Raw genomic sequence first — 16,597 nt, forward strand, 5'->3', positions numbered from 1 at the left:
GGTGGCTGGTCGTGGAGGTGTCAGGGGTGGCGGATGCCCGCGGTCAGCGCACGGGCCCACGGCTCGGGGACCTGGTCCAGCCCGGCGGTGACGATCAGGTGGCAGAGCTGGCCGTACGCGAAGAACTGCTGCACCTGCGCGTCGCTGGCACCGGACCGGTCCTGCACGAAGGTCGCGACCCGCCGGTAGCCGGCCCGCACCACCTGGGCGATCTCGGGAATGTCCGTGACGGCCTGCGCCTGCACCTGGAAGAGGAGCAGATCGCGGTCGGCGATCAACTCGGCGTAGGCACCGCCCATCGCGTCGAGGATCTCCTCCGCGCCGCCGCCGGCGGCACGCTCGGCCCCGGCCTCTATCGCCGCGGCGATCCGCTCGAAACACGTGTCGGCGGCCGCCACGAACAGCCCGAGCTTGCCGGCGAAGAGCCGGAAGACGTACGCCTCGGAGATGCCGGCGGCAGCGGCCACGGCGGTGACCGGGGTGGCGTGGAAGCCGGTGCGCGCGAACGCCGACACCGCGGCGTTCAGAACGGTGATCCGGCGGGCCTCGGCAGTCGATCGCATGTTTGTAAGTGTGCACTCACAAACTAGGCGCGTCAAGTCAGGCGCCGATTGAATCCGCGCTCACTCCAGCGGGTAGAGCCGGGCCGGGTCGGCGCGCATCTGCCCCACCACGCTCTGCATCGCCTGCCGCCGGTCGCGGAACAGCTCCCGCTCGGCCGGGTCCAGAAACACCGCGCGGAGTCGCCGCATATCCACTCCGATTACGGATAGAGGACGACATGCGCGAGCACCTTCCCGGTGGAACCGTGACCCCCGCCGACGGCCTCACCCTGAGCCGGATGGGCTACGGGGCGATGCAGTTGGCCGGCCCGGATGTCTTCGGCCCACCCCGCGACCGCGAGCAGGCGCTCGCCGTGCTCCGCGAGGCCGTCGACCTCGGTGTCCGGCACATCGACACCAGCGACTTCTACGGCCCGGTGGTGGTCAACGAGCTGATCCGCGAGGCGCTGCACCCGTACCCCGAGGATCTGCACCTGGTCACGAAGGTCGGCGCGCGACGCGGCGCCGACCGCTCCTGGATCCCGGCGCTGGAGCCGGACGAGCTGAAGGCCCAGGTCCGGGACAACCTCAGCCACCTCGGCCTGGACGTCCTGGACGTCGTCAACCTGCGGGTCGGTGTGGCGGAGGGCACCGGCGACGATCCCCTCTCCGAGCAGTTCGGCGCCCTCGCCGAACTGCGGCAGGAGGGGCTGATCCGACACCTCGGGCTCAGCAACGTCACGCTCGACCAGCTCACCGAGGCCCAGGCCATCGCCCCGGTGGTCACCGTCCAGAACCTCTACAACCTCGCCAACCGGCAGGACGACGCCCTGGTGGACAGGTGCGCGGCGGAGAACATCGCGTTCGCCGCGTTCTTCCCGCTCGGCGGGTTCACGCCGTTGCAGTCCGACACACTCAACGACGTGGCCGCCCGGGTGGGGTCGTCGCCGCAGCAGGTCGCCCTCGCGTGGTTGCTTCAGCGCTCCCCCACCACAGTGCTGATCCCGGGCACCTCGACGCTGGCGCACCTGCGGGAGAACCTCGCGGCTGCCGACCTCAAGCTGTCGGCCGACGCGATCGAGCAGTTGGACGCGATCGGTTCCTAGTGCGCGCTAGTGCTGGTGCGGCCGGTTGCGGACCAGGGTGAGCGTGAGCACGGCGGTGACGAGGAAGACGATGCCGCTGACGCGCAACCCGGCCTGGACGCCGGCGGTCAGTGCCTCGGCGAGCGCCGCGCGTACCGGATCGGGCAGTGGTTGGTCGCCGGTGGCACCGGCGGCCACCGCCGCCCGCACGGCGGCCCGGGTGGGTTCGCCGACCTGGTGCGCGGCCAGCCGGTCGGGCAGGTCGGCCACCATCGTGGTGGTCAGGAGCGTGCCCAGGAGGGACGAGCCGAGCACCGAGCCGACCTGGCGGGCGGCGTTTACCGCTCCGGCGGCCATGCCGGCCTGAGCGGGCGCGACGCTGGCCAACGCCGCCGCCGTCGCCGGTGCGACCACCAGACCGCTGGCGGCACCGAACAGCGCGAACAGCGCCCAGCGGTGACCGAACGACGCGGTCGGCCCCTGGGTCGCCAGCCCGAAACTGGCCACCGCACCGAGGACCAGGCCGAGGGCGATCGGCGCCTTGAAGCCGGTACGACGGACCACTCGCCCGGCACCGAAGGCGACGAGCACGTAGGCGCCGAAGAGCACGAGCATCCGCCAGCCGGTGTCCAGCGGGCTGAGTGCCTGGGCACGTTCGTGGAAGAGGACAAGCAGGATCGCCACGCCGGTGAAGCCGAACAGCGACACCGCGGCGACGACAGTGACGGCGCTGAAGGACGCGGACCGGAACAGCCGTACGTCGAGCATTGGCGCGCTGGACCGCAGCTCGACGAGCACGAACCCGACAAGCGCGACGAGCGCGATGATCCAGGCGGCCAGAACCACCGGGCTGGCGTAGCCGTCCTTGCCGCCCTGGATCGTCGCGTAGACGGCGGCGGCGATGGCCACCGTGCCCAGCACCAGGCCGGGTACGTCGAGTCGGGCGGCGCTCGGCCGGGATTCGGCCACCCCGACGGCTGCCACGACGAGGGTGATCAGGCCGAGCACGATCGTCGACAGGTAGACGCTGTGCCACGGGTGGTGCCGCAGCAGCGCGCCGGCGATGAGCGGGCCGATCGCGAGGCCGATGCCCGAGGCCGCCGACCATGCGGTGATGACCTCGGTACGTCGGTGCGGGTCGGTGAATGTCGCACCGAGGATCGCCAGGCTGTTCGGCAGGATCAGGGCCCCGCCGAGGCCGGCGACCAGCTGCCCGGCGATCACCCAGGCCACGCTCGGGGCGCTGGCCACCACGGCGGCGCCGACGATCATCGCGACGACTCCGGCACCGAACATGCGCTTGCGTCCGTAGCGGTTGCCCAGCGTGGCGGCCGACAGCACCACGCTCGCCACCATCAGGGTGTAGGCGCTGGGAACCCAGATCAGGGTGGTCGGGTCGACCCGCAGGTCCTGCTGGATCGTGGTCAGGGCGGAGACCGTCGCGGTGATCTGGAGAAACGTGATCATCGCGCCCAGACACATGGCGAGCAGAGTCACCGCGCGGGAGCCGCGCACTGCGGAACGGACGGCACCGGCCGGTCCAGGCGCGGGTGGGGCTGCGATGTTGCTGGTCACGGGGCTTCCTCACGGACTGAGTAAGCTGACTTGCCTTTGCGCAAGTCAGCATACCCCAGTGAAGCACCTGACTAGTCTCCATGCAAGTCAGGTAGGCTTGACGGCATGGAGGATCTCCGGGACGACCGCGACTCCTGGTCGAGTGAGAACTGCTCGGTGGCCCGGGCGATGGACATCGTGGGCAGCAGGTCGACGGTCCTGATCATGCGCGAGGCCCTGCTCGGCACCCGCCGCTTCGACGACTTCGTCCGCCGGGTCGGCGTCGGCGAACCCGCCATGGCCGCCCGACTCAAGGACATGGTCGCCGCCGACCTGCTCGAACGAATCCCCTACCGCGAACCGGGGCAACGCACCCGCCACGAATACCAGCTCACCCGCAAGGGCCGCGAACTCCTGCCCGTCATCACCGCCCTGCGCAACTGGGGCGACACCTGGGCCGCCGACGACGCCGGCCCATCCGTCGTCGCCACCCACCACGACTGCGGCCAACCGGTCCGCGCGGTCCTCCGCTGCGCCGCCGGCCACGAAATTGAGGACGGCGACATCGACATCGCCGCCGGCCCAGGCCTCATCCGGCGCGGCTGACAGCTCTTCTTCGTCACGCCCGGCCGCGCGGGTCCTTCGGGTGCCGCTCGGGAGAGCTGAGCAGGGTGTTACACCGCCGCACCCACCCTTTGATGCGTGTCTCAAACTGCTGCCGCAGCGCGCCCGCTTCCTGTGCCGGGAGGCGCGCAAGTCCCGGCACGGACGCGTCGGGCGGCGGTCCGCGGCCCACCTCCAGTGGTTCCGCAATGGTGTCGACCTCGCGCCCTGCGCTGACATGGCCTGCTCATGGCGCTGTCCGGCCGGCCGACATGAGGAACAACCCGACAACGCCGTTTCCGGCTTGGCTGCTCGCTACCTTTCGGCGAGCGGTATGGGAATCACTGCGTGGGAGACCGGCGCTGAGAATCACATTCGTCGGCATGCCTGTGGCAATGTTCGGACGCGATTCGGTGCGCGGACAGTGGAGCCGCCGAGATCGCCTCGACTCATGCTCCACCAGAAAAGAGGCCCGTAAATACGCATCAAGGCGGATACCCGGAGACTGCCATCCCGAGTCCGCCTTCACGGGTCACGTCGCACCACCATGTCCCGAGCAGGACCAATCAGGAAGACGGACAGAACCAGTGCACACAGCAGGTTGTACATCTACCGATCGCCACCGGAACGCAACGAACGACACAGAGAACGTCCTGATCGCGGCCCTGGTGACGGCCGAGATCATCGCGATCGGGCCGCTGATCTACATCGCCAAGCTCAGCGGACCGGACCTGGGCCTCATCGCTCAGGCGACCATCACCACCATCGGCGGGATCGCACTGGCCGTGGTCGGGGCGATCACGGCAGTGCGGCGCAAGCGGCCTATCTGGAGCCGGCGCTGACGCGAGCGAAGTCGGGCGCGGATCCATGCGGGGATCCATGCGCCCGACTTCGCTTGCTCCGTCCGCGCTCATCGGGCCTCCCGCCGGTACGCGGCGGAGGACCGACCACGGCCGGAATGAGCCAGGTCGGGCGGTAGGGCTGCTCCACACGCGCTCGGTCACGTCACCCGGCGCGCAGTACGGCCGGTCGATCGTGCCGTCCGTGCGACCTCCGAGCGCCGCCATCAATCGATCATGATGACTGAAGATGTCGTACAGGCGTTCTAGTGTCAGGGCATGGTTGAGGCGTTGGCGCTGGCAGACGAGGCGGTCTCCACCTGTGTCGACGACGCCACCTGGGCCCTCGCCGAGGACGAGTTGGTCGCCGCGCTCGACGCCACACACCGCCTGGAGCAACGGCTCGCCGCCGTCAAGCTCGCCCTGGTCCGCGAGATCGACAGTCGAGGCACCGCTCGCGCGCAGGGCGCCTCCAGCACAGCGGTCTGGCTGCGCGAGCGACTCCACCTCACCATCTCCGCCGCCCGCCGGCTCGTCGACCTTGCCGCCGCCCTCGACACGGGCAACCCTGAGGTGCGCGCCGCGCTGGCAAACGGGGATATCACGGTGGATCAGGCCCGGGTCATCGCCGACACCGTCGCCACCGTGCACGCGGCCGCCGGCGCGGAGGCAGCCGACAAGGCCGTCGGCGTGCTCACCGACTGGGCCAACCAGTTCGACCCCACCCTCCTGCGCAAACTCGGCACCCGCATCCTCGACCACGTCGCCCCCGACATCGCCGACGCCGCAGCCCAAGCCGCACTGGAGGCCGAGGCCCGCCGAGCCAGCCGCGACCGCCACCTCACCCTCACCGAGCTGAGCGACGGCCGTCTCCGACTTACCGGCATCCTCGACACCGAAACCGCAGGCCTCCTCCGCACCACCATCGACCCACTGACCGCACCCGGTGGCCCCGACGACCAACGCTCCCCCGCACAACGCCGCCACGACGCCCTCGCCGACATCTGCCGACTCACCCTGCGCACCGGCGACCTACCCGAGCACGGTGGCGGCCCCGCGCAAATCGTCGTCACCACCACCTTCGACACGCTCGCACAGCAACTCGGCGCAGGCACCCTCGACACCGGCCTACACCTCACCCCGGAAACGGTCCGCCGACTCGCCTGCGACGCCGCGATCCTCCCCGCCGTCCTCGGCAGCGCCAGCCAGACGCTCGACCTGGGCCGACAACGCCGCCTCGTCAGCGGCCCGCTGCGCCGCGCCCTCGTGCTGCGCGACCGCGGCTGCGCCTTCCCCGGCTGCGACCGCCCACCACGCTGGTGCGACGCCCACCACATCCGGCACTGGGCCGACGGCGGCACCACCAGCCTGGCCAACGCTGTGCTGCTGTGCGGCCACCACCACCGACACCTGCACCACAGCGACTGGGTCGTGCGACTTGGCGGCGACGGCCACCCCGAATTCACCCCACCCGCCTGGCTCGACCCCGACCAGATCCCCCGCCGCAACCACTACCACCGACGAACGTAGAAACGGCCTGCCGGCGCTGAGCACTCTGTCGCCGTGCAGCCTGATCCAGGTGGTCCCACGCGACGGCTCCGCCCTCCACGACCGAGACCCCGGATGCCCCCGCATGCGCGCCGCGCCGCCACGTTGGTGCGCTGGCACGCCGCCACCTTGGTGCGTTGGTGCGTTGGTGCGCCGCCACGTCGGTTGCGCCGCCACGTCGGTTGCGCCGCCACGTCGGTTGCGCCGCCACGTCGGTTGCGCCGCCACGTCGGTTGCGCCGCCACGTTGGTTGCGCCGCCACGTTGGTGCGCCGCCACGTTGGTGCGACGGCGCAGGCCGGCGCTGGACGTGAGCCGGACGGACTGCGGGCCGTATTTGCCTTCCGCGGGACAACCAGGTCACCGGCGCCAGGATCGGCGTCAGGGTGTCGTGGACCGGTGACAAGAGCATCCCGGGAGGCAACGAGCCTGCCGCCAAGCGCGGACCAGCGCTGGCACGTCCGCGTAACGGGCGGCAGGGACGGCCCTTGTCGCTCGGTCCACGACGCGACGTTGATCGTCGTTGCCCCGCCAGCCCTCTTCGGAGTCGAGCAGGTGGTGCAGCGTGCGGCCGAGCAGGTGCACGGTGGTCCGCTCGTCGATCACCGCGCCACGGACGAACTCCTCAGGTGCCATGTAGCGCCGCGAGCCGGGCAGCCGTTCGGCGTGGAGCCGGAAGGGTCCGGGTCGGTACTCGTCCAGGTCGATCAGGCGCATCCGGCCGGCCGAGAAGTCGTACAGGAAGCAGCCGTCGTAGAGGTCGACCGCGACCAGGCCGGCGGCGCTGACGGCGAGATGGGCGTCGAGAATCGCGTCAAGGGCCGCCTCGACCTGCGGCAGCGGAAGTTGCTGGAACCGGGTGAGGGCGCCCCGGTTCGCGCCGTGCACGGTGGCGTGGTTCAACACGTCGCCGTCGTACCAGGGGTAGACGAGCGTGAGCCCGGCCGGTCCGTGCACTGCCTGCTCTGGACGGACGATCACCGGGTGGCGGACTGCGGCATGCACCGCGCAGGCTCGGTCGAGGGAAGCTCTGCCCTCGGCCGTGGTGGCCGTCTTGACGAGCCAACGCCGGCCCGCCTCTTCGACCCCGTAGGACAGGCAACCGGAGTCCTGCTCGTCGAAGACCGCGAAGGCCGAATCGATCGACGGCACGGAAACCCCCCGGAATGGCATGGACACCCCCCCGAGTCGGCAGCGTAAATGACGCGCAAAGCACCCGGCGCGTTGCGAACTTGTTTCCAAGGTGACGGCCAGGTTACGAGTACTTCTCGATGATCTATACCGATCCTAGGTTTCGGCCACCGTCACCGGTCGTGGCGGCCGGCACCGAACGTGGAGGCAACGACGTGCCACAACCGGACACACATCGACCTGACCAGCCTGCCCGACAGCGCCACCGCCGCGCCGACCAGCAGCGGCCTGCGCCGGCAGCGCACGTCCGTGCTGGACCACGTCGGCGTGCCGGCCGAGCGTACCCGCGTGACGATGGAGAGCCGGAAGGTGCACGCGACCACCTCGCACACCCCGGACTACCTGGGCCTGACCGGCAAGAGCGGGGTGTGGAAGATGCTGGCAACTCGTCCCCGCCGGAGCCGCCCGGCCGGTGCGGGTGCGGCATCGACCTGACTTCGGCCTCGGTGGGATCGCCACCGAGGCCGAAGCCCTGGTGCTCCGGCCTCAGTCGCGGGTCAGCACGATGAGGTCGGCGTCGTGGGTCGCGCTCCACCGCACGGGCAGGCCGACCGTGGCGAGGTGGCTGCCGGAGTAGCGCCGGTCGCCGTGCGAGTAGCGGGCCGCCGGGTCGAGGCCGCGCAGTGGCAGCCGGACCGGGCGGGACGGGAGCAGACCGGCACCGTCGAGCCGGCCGGTGTGCCAGGCCAGGACGACCACCCGGCTCTGGTCCGGCGCGGTGTACTGCACCGCGCAGCGGGCCTGGTCGGGTCCACCGATCAGGTGCACCTCGCCGTGCGTGACGACGTCCCGGATCTCCTTGTAGCGGGCGATCCAGCCGGCCGCCTCGGCCCGTTCCGCAGGGGTCCACGCCCGGATGTCCGCGCCGACGCCGAGGACGCCGGCCATCGCCAGCACGAACCGGAACGCAAGCGAGCGTGGTCGCCTGTCGAACAGGCCGGGCGCGTCGGTGACCCAGGAGCTGAGCAGGTGCGGGGCGTTGGCGTGCAGGAAGCCGTACTGGATGGCCAGCCGGTCCAGCGGGCCGGTGTTGTCGCTGGGCCAGAACACGTCGGCGCGGGCGGCCATCGCCAGGTCGGTCCGCCCACCGCCTCCGGCACACGCCTCGATCAGCACGCCGGGGTGGTCCCGTCGCAGCCGCTCGTAGACGCGGTGCAGGTTGGTGACGTGCGCGCCGTCCAGGTCGACCGGGCCGACCCCACCGGGCCGACCCGGTTCGGTACGCGGCCGGTTGAAGTCCCACTTCAGGTAGTCGATGTCGTACCGGCGGAGCAAATCGTCCACCGTGGAGTGCACGAACTCGGCGACCTCCGGCCGACCCAGGTCGAGCAGGTACTGGTTGCGTACCGCGGTGAGCGGTCGCCCGTCGACGGAGTAGACCCACTCCGGGTGCTCGGCGTAGAGGGCCGACGTCGGGTTGACGCACTCCGGCTCGACCCAGAGCCCGAAGTTCAGCCCGAGCGCGCGGACGTCGGCGATGAACGCGTCGAACCCGGCCGGGAACTTCGCCGGGTCGGGCGTCCAGTCACCCAGCCCGGCGGTGTCGTCGTCGCGGCCGACGAACCAGCCGTCGTCCACGACGAACGTCTCCACGCCCAGCTCGGCGGCGATCCGGGCGAGCGCGAGCTGGCTCTGCGCCTCGACGGCGAAGTAGGTGGCCTCCCACGAGTTGTAGAGCACCGGGCGCGGGGTGAGCCGGTCGCCGGCCAGCAGCCGCTGGTGGGTGTGCCAGACCCGGGCCAGCCCGTCCAGGCCCTCCGGGCTGTACGCGCCGGTGACCACCGGCAGGCTCAGCCGCTCGCCCGGGCCCAGCTCCAGCGGGCCGTCGACGAGCTGACGGCCGACCCGGACCCGGGTCAGGCCGCCGGTGTCCCGCTCGGCGCTGATCTCCCACGAGCCGGTCCAGGACAACCCCATTCCCCACGCCGGACCGGCCGGGTCGGCGGTGTCCCGCACGGCCAGCCAGGGCACGTGCAGATGCCCGGGTACGCCCTGGGAGCTGCCGATGCGGAACGTGCCGTGGCCCAACTCGACGTGGGAGAGCTGGAACTCCTGCGACCACTGCCCCCACTGGTGGCTGAGCAGCGCGCCGTGCGGCGTGGGTACGCAGAACCCGCCCGATCCGGCCCGGACCACCCGCAGCGGGCCGGTGCCGTCGTTGCTCAGCTCGACCCAGCGCTGCACCACGTCGGTGCCCTCGGGCACCCGGTAGTGCACAGTGGCGCGCAGCCCGGTCACCGTGTCGGCGAAGTCGACGGCCAGCTCCCGCCCGTCGGCGTCGGCCCGTACCCCGGTGTGGGAGAAGCCGACCCGGCGCTGCCCTCCGGGGGTCTCGATCACCAGGTCCGCGCCGGTGAACGGGCGGTCGGCGTCGGTGGCGTACTCGATGGGGGCGCCGTCACCGGCGGTGAGGAACGGCACCGGGCCGTCGTAGGCGACAGGCGACGGCCCGTCGGAGACGCCGTGCGGGCCCCACGCGACGAGTTCCAGCCAGCGGCCGTGCGCCGGCACGGTCACCGTGTACTCGGTCCGTGTGCCGCGCAGCGTCCAGCGCTGCCCCTGCCGGGCGGTCACTTGACCGCTCCGAGCGCCAGGCCGGACACGAAGTGTCGTTGGAAGCGCAGGAAGACAGCGACGGTGGGGATGGCCGCGATGACGGTGCCGGCGGCGATGACGTTCCAGGACGAGACGAACTGCCCCTGGAGGCCGAGCAGCGCCGGGGTGACCGGCATGTTGTCGTCGGTACGCAGCACGGTGATCGCCCAGAGCAGGTCGTTGAAGATCCAGGTGAAGGACAACGCGCCGAGGGCGGCCAGCGCGGGCCGGGTCAGCGGCAGCATCACCCTCGTGAAGATCTGGGCCGTGCCGGCGCCGTCGATGGTGGCGGCCTCCTGGATCTCGCCCGGCAGGTCCCGCATGAAACCGTGCAGGACGAAGGTGTAGAAGCCGAGCCCGAAGCCGACCTGCACCGCGATCAGTGCCCAGAGCGTGTCGTACAGGCCGGTCAGCTCACTGAACTTGGCAACCGGGATGAGCAGGATCTGCGGTGGCAGCAGGTTGCCGGCGAGCATCAGCAGCAGGATCGTGCGCCGCCCCGGGATCCGGAAGCGGCTCAGCGCGAACGCGGCCATCGCGGCCAGCGCCAGGCTCAACGCCACCGACGGGACGGTGACCAGCATGCTGTTGATCAACGCGCGCAGTTCGCCGCCGTCGGTCCACGCCTGTCGGTAGGTGTCCAGTGTGAACGACCGGGGCAGGCTGCCCACGCCGTGCGCGGCGATGTCGTCGAACGATCGGGTGGACATCACCACGACCCAGATCACCGGTCCGAGCCACAGCAGCGAGAGCAGGATCATGGCGGTGTGGAAGGCGCCGGTGCGGAGCTTGTTCATCAGGCTTCCTCCCGGAACGCGCGGACCAGGTAGCCGAGGATGACGGCCAGCGCGAGCACGAAGATCACGACAGCGATGGCGGAGGCGTAGCCCAGCCGCAGGCTCTGGAACGCTGTCGAGTACATGTAGGTGCTGAGCAGCTCCGACGAGTGGTACGGCCCGCCCTTGGTCAGCGACCAGACGATGTCGAACGAGCGCAGCGAGTCGATCACGATGACCGACAACACAACGGCGTTGACCCCCTTGAGCTGGGGGATGGTGACATGCCGCAGCCGCTGCCAGGCGTTGGCGCCGTCCATCCGGGCCGCCTCGTGCAGCGCCGGGTCGATCGCCTTGAGCCCGGCCAGGAACAGCACCATCACGTAGCCGATCTGCCGCCACAGGGCGGGCAGGATCACCGCGTACAGGGCGGTCTGCGGGTCGGCGAGCCAGGGCCGGATCAGGCTCTCCAGGCCGACGGCCCGCAGGATCGTGTCGGCGATGCCGTCGGGCTGGTAGAACACCCGCCAGACCAGCGCGGTCACCACCAGCGAGAACACGACAGGGGTGAACAGCGCCGCCCGGTAGAAGCCGACGCCGCGTCGCTCCTTCTGCAACACCAGCGCCATGCCGAAGCCGCCCAGCACGGAGAGGCCGCCGAAGAGCACGAGCCAGATCACCGTGTTGACGAGCGCACCGCGGAAGGTGGCGTCGCCGGCCAGCTCGACGTAGTTGTCGGTGCCGACGAAGGCCGGCGACGACATCCCGTCCCAGCGGGTGAGCGAGAACCAGAAACCCTGTAACGCCGGCCAGAACACCCAGATGCTCTCGACCGCGAACGGCACCAGGACGAACGCCACCAGCAGCGGCGACAGTCGAGCCGACCGTCGCCGCCGCCGGGTGGGTGTGACCGAGGTCGGGGAAATCGTCGCTGTCACGTCAGCCCTTGAAGACCTTCTCGGCGCCGGCCTGCCACTCCCGCAGGATCGCGTCGATCTGGTCCGGCTTGTCGATGAACTTGGTCAGCGCGGTGTCCGCGGTCGGCTGGAGTGCGTCGCTGGAGTCGCGGTTGAAGAACTGGGTCAGCTCCTTGGCCTCGTCGAGCATCGCCTTGCCCTTGGCCACCAGCGGCGAGTCGGACGCCCTGGCCTTGGGGTTGGCCGGCAGCACGATGCCGGAGCTGGCCTTGACGTACGCCTCCTGGGCCTCGACCCCGGAGAGGTAGCTGAGCAGGGCCTTGGTGCCTGTCGGGTTGGCGGTCTTCGCGCTGGCGAAGAAGCCGTCCGTCGGGGCCTCCTCGGCCAACGGCACCGCCGGGTCGATGATCGGGAACCGGAAGAAGTCCAGGTCACCGAGGGCGTCCTTGGGGGCGGCGTCGGCGAAGAACGTGCCGATCAGGAACATGCCGGTCTTGCCGGCCAGCAGGGCGGTGGTCGCCTCCTGGAACGGGTACGCCTTGCCCTTGGGGTCGAAGTAGGGCAGGGCCTCGTGCCAGCGGGTGAGGACCGCCTTGACCTTGGGGTCGTCGAAGCGCTGCTTGCCGGCGAGCAGCTCGCGGTGGAACGGCGCACCGTTGATCCGGATGTTGAGGTAGTCGAACCAGGCCGAGGCCACCCACGGGGTGTCGCCGAGGCCGATGCCGATCGGCGGAACGCCCTTGCTCTTCAGCGTCTCGCAGACCGCCAGGAACTCGGTCCAGGTCTTCGGCTCCCGCACGCCCCACTTGGCGAAGTTGGACTTGCGGTAGAAGAAGCCCCACCAGTAGTTGTTCATCGGCACGAAGACCTGCTTGCCGCTGGCGTCGGTGGAGAGGGCGCGCAGCGACTGCGGATAGTCACCGAGCGACTTCCAGACGTCGGAGACGTCCAGCAGCAGGTTCTTGCTGGCGTAGTCGTTGGCGACCGAGCCCGCGTACCAGGTGTAGAGGTCCGGGGGGTTCGCCGAGGTCAGGTACGTCGGCAGCTGGGTGCGGAAGGTTTCCGAGGCGATCGTGTTGAGGCTCGCCGTGCCCTTGCCCTGCGCGTTGAAGGTCTCGATCAGCTTCTCCATCGCGGCCTTGGCCTGCGGCGAGGAGAGGTTGGACTGGATGGTGACAGCGCCCGAGCCGCCGCTCGTCGTCGGCCCGCTGGCGGAACTGGCGCACGCGCTGAGGAACGAGCTGGCGCCGAGGGCACCCAGGCCAGCGAGCCCGAGGTGGCCAAGGAATCGCCGGCGACCGGGGTCGAAGTCGCTCACGGAGGTATCCCTTCCTCTACGACACGTAGCGTCACCGCGCGATGTGTCGTCCATGTGAATGCTGTGACGAGAAGGTTGCATCGGCCGTCGCCGACTGTCAAGATATCTTCGTAATTAATGATTAGACGAGACCAAGGCGAGGTCAGGTGGATCAGCCTATGCGCCGGCTTGAAGGCAAGAACGCGCTGGTCACTGGTGCAATGGGCGGGATCGGCGCGGCCACGGCCCGGCGGCTCGCCGCCGAGGGCGCGGCGATCGCGCTGCTCGACGTGCACGATCCGGCCCCGCTGGCCGACGAACTGACCGCGCGTGGCTACCGAGCACTTTCCGTAGTGGGCGATGTCAGCGACGAGAGTGACTGGGCAGCGGCGGTCTCGACCGCGCGCGCCCACCTCGGCCCGATCGACATCCTGGTCAGCACCGCGTACGCCGTGCGGGTCGCTCCGGCCCACCAGACCAGCCGGCAGTCCTGGGACCACCAGCTCGGCGTCAGCCTCACCGGCTCGTTCCTCGGCGTCCGTGCCTGCCTGGACGACCTGCGGGCGCGCAACGGCGCGGTCGTGCTGATCTCCTCGGTGCACGCGCTTGTCGGGTTGCCCGGTCGGCCCGCGTACGCCGCGGCCAAGGGCGGCCTGGTCGCGCTCGGCCGCCAACTGGCAGTGGAGTACGGCCCCGAGGTGCGGGTCAACACCGTGCTGCCCGGCCCCATCCTTACCGCTGCCTGGGCGGACGTGTCCGAAGAGGACCGCGAACGCAGCGTCGCGGAAACAGTGGCGAGACGCTTCGGCACGCCGGACGAGGTGGCCTCGACAGTCGCCTTCCTCGCCTCACCCGACGCCGCGTACGTCACCGGCGCGAGCCTCGTTGTGGACGGTGGCTGGACAGCGGTGAAAGCCTCGGCCTGAGAGATCGATACCAACCAGCGAAAAGGCCAGGAGCATTGGCACAGTACGCACGCCGCGGCGTCCACGGGCAGACCGTCGAAGCGATCGCGCGTCGCATCCTCACCGGCGAGATCCCCGCCGGCGCGACCCTGAACATCGTCGCCCTCCAGGAGGAGTTCGACGTCAGCCTGACGGCGCTCCGCGAGGCACTGAAGGTCCTCTCGGCCAAGGGTATCGTCGACGCCCGGCAGAAACGCGGCACCTTCGTCCGGCCCCGCGCCGACTGGAACCTGCTCGACGGTGACGTGATCCGCTGGCAGTTCGCCGAGGGCCCCGACGAGCGCCTGCTGGAAAAGCTGCACGAGGTCCGCGCGATCATCGAGCCGGCCGCCGCCCGGCTGGCCGCCATCCGGGCGACCGAGGACGACCTGGCCGCCCTCGACCGGGCACTGGCCGAGATGGCCCAGGCCGACGGTGATCCCACCGCCGCCGTCGCCGCCGACCTCGCCTTCCACCGCGCGCTGCTCACCGCCACGCACAACGAGCTGCTGGAGCGGATGGAGGTGGTGATGGAGACCGGGCTCGCCGAACGGGACCGCCTGGTGCACGGCGGCGCCGCGCACGACGACCCGGTGCCCAGCCACCGCGCCGTGGTCGACGCGCTGCGCGAGCGGGACGAGACGGCGGCGGAGACCGCCATGCGTGAGTTGCTGGACAAGGCCGTCCGCGACGTCGAGAAGGCACGGGGACGAAGGGGCAGTCAGTGAAGATCGAGCGCATCGAGACCTTCCTGGTCGCGCCACGGTGGCTGTTCTGCCGGGTGGAGACCGACGACGGGCTGGTCGGCTGGGGTGAACCGGTGGTGGAGGGGCGCGCGGAGGTGGTGCGCGCCGCGGTCGAGGTGCTCTCCGAATACCTGATCGGTGCCGATCCGCTGCGGATCGAACAGCACTGGCAGGTGCTCACCAAGGGCGGCTTCTACCGGGGTGGCCCGATCCTCTCCAGCGCTGTCGCCGGCCTCGACCAGGCGCTCTGGGACATCGCCGGGCAGGCGTACGCCGCGCCGGTGCACGCGCTCCTCGGCGGGCCGGTGCGCGAGAAGGTGCGGATCTACTCGTGGATCGGCGGGGACGAGCCCGGCGAGGTCGCCGACGCCGCCGCCGCGCAGGTCGCCGCCGGCCTCACCGGCGTCAAGATGAACGCGTGCGGGCGACTCTCCCCCATCCCCACCTCCGCCGAGGTGGACGAGGTGGTCGGCCGGGTCGCCGCCGCCCGCGAGGTGCTCGGCGGAGACCGGGACATCGCCGTGGACTTCCACGGCCGGGCCGGGCTGGCCGCGGTCCGCCGGATCCTGCCCGAGCTGGCGCCCCTGCGCCCGTTCTTCGTGGAGGAGCCGGTCCTGCCCGACCAGGCCCACCACCTGCGCGACATCGTCGCCAGCACACCGATCCCGGTGGCCACCGGCGAGCGGCTCTACGGCCGCTCCGAGTTTCTCGGCCCGTTGCAGGCCGGGGTCGCCGTGGTCCAGCCGGACCTGTCGCACGCCGGGGGGATCTCCGAGGTCCGCCGGATCGCCACGCTGGCCGAGACGTACGGCGCGCTGCTCGCCCCGCACTGCCCGCTGGGCCCGATCTCCCTGGCGGCCAGCCTCCAGGTGGCGTTCGCGACACCGAACTTCCTGATCCAGGAGCAGAGCATCGGCATCCACTACAACGCCGGCTCGGAGTTGCTGGACTACCTGGTCGACCCGGAGCCGTTCCGGTTCGTGGACGGGCACATCGCCCGCCTCGACCGACCCGGCCTGGGCATCACCGTGGACGAGGCCGCGGTCCGCAAGGCCGCGCGGACACCGCACGCCTGGCGCAACCCGGTCTGGCAGCACGCCGACGGGTCGTTCGCGGAATGGTGACCGGCGCGACGTCGGTGCCGCTGCGGGTGGCGTACGACGCGGCGCACGGCGGCCGGTGGACAAGCCTGCGCGGCGGTGGCCGGGAGTGGCTCTGGCGCGGCCCGGATCCCGGCCGAGACGAGGTACGCCCCGACGACGCGTTCGTCGACGCCGGCGGCCTGGAGGAGTGCCTGCCCACCGTGCGCGGCTTACCCGACCACGGCGAGGTGTGGTCGCGCCGGTGGCGCGGTGCCGGCCCCGGCACAGCGGTGATCGAGCGACCGACGTTCACAGTGAGCCGCCGGATCACCGACGACGGCGGTGTGGTGGTGGCCGACTACCGGCTGGCCGCCGACCCCGGGCACCGGTTCATCTGGGCCGCACACGCCCTGCTCGACCTGTCCCCCTCAGCCCGCCTCGACGCACCCGCCGGCACACCGACCCGGCTGCACCCGGAGGCCGCCGCGTTCCTACCGCCGGGCACCTGGCCCACCGGCGACCCCTGGTTGACCGGGGCGTGGCCGGCACCCGCCGGGCTGCGGATGGACAATCTCGGCCCGGACGACGGGACCGCACTCGGCGCGGTGCTGCTCGACTGCCCACGGGTCCAGGTGCGCGACGGCGCCGACCGGCTGAGCCTGGAGCTGGAGTGCGCGGGGCAGCCCCGCAGCACCGCGCTCTGGCGCAACCTGGGCGGCTGGCCGGCCAGCGGCCCCTACCGCAGCATCGGCGTCGAACCGATGCTCGGCGCGGCCTTCGACCTGGCCGACGCTGGCCCCGCCGACGCGGCGACAGTTCCGCCGGCCGGTGAGGTCACCTGGCGACTCACCATCTCCGCCCACCGCATCCACTGAGGAC

At 71.0% G+C, this 16,597-nt stretch carries 17 protein-coding genes; 9 read left to right on the plus strand and 8 right to left on the minus strand.

Annotated features, from left to right (window positions below):
• Positions 1-20: 20 nt before the first annotated feature.
• Together AB0A95_RS04900 and AB0A95_RS04905 are read right to left on the minus strand one after the other, a co-directional pair.
• Complete coding sequence (locus tag AB0A95_RS04900) at positions 21-563, minus strand: TetR family transcriptional regulator (RefSeq protein WP_357554284.1); 543 nt, start codon at positions 561-563, stop codon at positions 21-23.
• A gap of 60 nt (positions 564-623) precedes the next feature.
• Positions 624-752, minus strand: a complete 129-nt coding sequence (locus tag AB0A95_RS04905; protein ID WP_357554285.1) for a hypothetical protein — start codon at positions 750-752, stop codon at positions 624-626.
• 29 nt (positions 753-781) lie between these two features.
• On the opposite strand from AB0A95_RS04905, the gene AB0A95_RS04910 reads away from it, so the two are divergent.
• A complete protein-coding gene (locus AB0A95_RS04910) occupies positions 782-1,648 on the plus strand; it encodes an oxidoreductase (RefSeq protein WP_357554286.1) in 867 nt (288 codons plus the stop codon).
• Positions 1,649-1,654: 6 nt separating this feature from the next.
• On the opposite strand, the gene AB0A95_RS04915 is transcribed toward AB0A95_RS04910, so the two are convergent.
• Positions 1,655-3,202: an MFS transporter gene (locus AB0A95_RS04915; protein WP_357554288.1), complete on the minus strand. Its 1,548-nt coding sequence runs from the start codon at positions 3,200-3,202 to the stop codon at positions 1,655-1,657.
• A gap of 105 nt (positions 3,203-3,307) precedes the next feature.
• On the opposite strand from AB0A95_RS04915, the gene AB0A95_RS04920 reads away from it, so the two are divergent.
• The 3 genes from AB0A95_RS04920 (at position 3,308) to AB0A95_RS04930 (ending at position 6,153) form a co-directional block, all read left to right on the plus strand.
• Complete coding sequence (locus AB0A95_RS04920; protein ID WP_357554289.1) at positions 3,308-3,787, plus strand: helix-turn-helix domain-containing protein; 480 nt, start codon at positions 3,308-3,310, stop codon at positions 3,785-3,787.
• Between the two features lie 665 nt (positions 3,788-4,452).
• A complete protein-coding gene (locus AB0A95_RS04925) occupies positions 4,453-4,626 on the plus strand; it encodes a hypothetical protein (protein WP_357554290.1) in 174 nt (57 codons plus the stop codon).
• A 276-nt stretch (positions 4,627-4,902) separates the two neighbouring features.
• Positions 4,903-6,153, plus strand: coding sequence for a DUF222 domain-containing protein (locus tag AB0A95_RS04930; protein WP_357554292.1), 1,251 nt, complete (start codon positions 4,903-4,905; stop codon positions 6,151-6,153).
• Positions 6,154-6,551: 398 nt separating this feature from the next.
• Here AB0A95_RS04930 and AB0A95_RS04935 read toward each other — a convergent pair whose 3' ends face one another.
• Complete coding sequence (locus tag AB0A95_RS04935; RefSeq protein ID WP_357554294.1) at positions 6,552-7,322, minus strand: serine/threonine protein kinase; 771 nt, start codon at positions 7,320-7,322, stop codon at positions 6,552-6,554.
• Between the two features lie 180 nt (positions 7,323-7,502).
• On the opposite strand from AB0A95_RS04935, the gene AB0A95_RS04940 reads away from it, so the two are divergent.
• Positions 7,503-7,796 (plus strand): hypothetical protein, encoded by a 294-nt coding sequence (locus AB0A95_RS04940; protein WP_357554296.1) that lies wholly within the window; start codon positions 7,503-7,505, stop codon positions 7,794-7,796.
• A gap of 51 nt (positions 7,797-7,847) precedes the next feature.
• Here the strand turns inward: AB0A95_RS04940 and AB0A95_RS04945 are convergent, their stop codons facing one another.
• From AB0A95_RS04945 to AB0A95_RS04960, 4 genes are read right to left on the minus strand one after another with little or no spacing between them, the layout of a single operon-like run.
• The gene (locus tag AB0A95_RS04945; RefSeq protein ID WP_357554298.1) at positions 7,848-9,935 is read right to left on the minus strand and encodes an alpha-galactosidase; all 2,088 of its coding nucleotides are present in this window, start codon (positions 9,933-9,935) and stop codon (positions 7,848-7,850) included.
• Positions 9,932-10,753 (minus strand): carbohydrate ABC transporter permease, encoded by an 822-nt coding sequence (locus tag AB0A95_RS04950; protein ID WP_357554300.1) that lies wholly within the window; start codon positions 10,751-10,753, stop codon positions 9,932-9,934. The genes AB0A95_RS04945 and AB0A95_RS04950 overlap by 4 nt, the downstream gene beginning before the upstream one ends.
• Positions 10,753-11,670: a sugar ABC transporter permease gene (locus tag AB0A95_RS04955; protein WP_357554302.1), complete on the minus strand. Its 918-nt coding sequence runs from the start codon at positions 11,668-11,670 to the stop codon at positions 10,753-10,755. The genes AB0A95_RS04950 and AB0A95_RS04955 overlap by 1 nt, the downstream gene beginning before the upstream one ends.
• A gap of 1 nt (position 11,671) precedes the next feature.
• Entirely contained in the window at positions 11,672-12,967 is a 1,296-nt protein-coding gene (locus AB0A95_RS04960) for an extracellular solute-binding protein (RefSeq protein ID WP_357554303.1), read from the minus strand.
• A gap of 158 nt (positions 12,968-13,125) precedes the next feature.
• Between AB0A95_RS04960 and AB0A95_RS04965 the strand changes: the two genes are divergently transcribed.
• Genes AB0A95_RS04965 through AB0A95_RS04980 form a run of 4 tightly spaced genes read left to right on the plus strand, consistent with a single transcriptional unit; the run spans position 13,126 to position 16,593 of the window.
• Positions 13,126-13,872, plus strand: coding sequence for an SDR family oxidoreductase (locus tag AB0A95_RS04965; protein ID WP_357554304.1), 747 nt, complete (start codon positions 13,126-13,128; stop codon positions 13,870-13,872).
• Between the two features lie 35 nt (positions 13,873-13,907).
• The gene (locus AB0A95_RS04970; protein ID WP_357554306.1) at positions 13,908-14,618 is read left to right on the plus strand and encodes a FadR/GntR family transcriptional regulator; all 711 of its coding nucleotides are present in this window, start codon (positions 13,908-13,910) and stop codon (positions 14,616-14,618) included.
• On the plus strand, positions 14,615-15,760 hold the full coding sequence (gene dgoD, locus AB0A95_RS04975) for a galactonate dehydratase (protein ID WP_357554307.1): 1,146 nt from the start codon (positions 14,615-14,617) through the stop codon (positions 15,758-15,760). The genes AB0A95_RS04970 and dgoD overlap by 4 nt, the downstream gene beginning before the upstream one ends.
• Entirely contained in the window at positions 15,754-16,593 is an 840-nt protein-coding gene (locus AB0A95_RS04980; protein ID WP_357554309.1) for a hypothetical protein, read from the plus strand. The genes dgoD and AB0A95_RS04980 overlap by 7 nt, the downstream gene beginning before the upstream one ends.
• Positions 16,594-16,597 lie beyond the last annotated feature (4 nt).

Source organism: Micromonospora sp. NPDC049230, from assembly GCF_040647875.1.
Taxonomy (GTDB): domain Bacteria; phylum Actinomycetota; class Actinomycetes; order Mycobacteriales; family Micromonosporaceae; genus Micromonospora.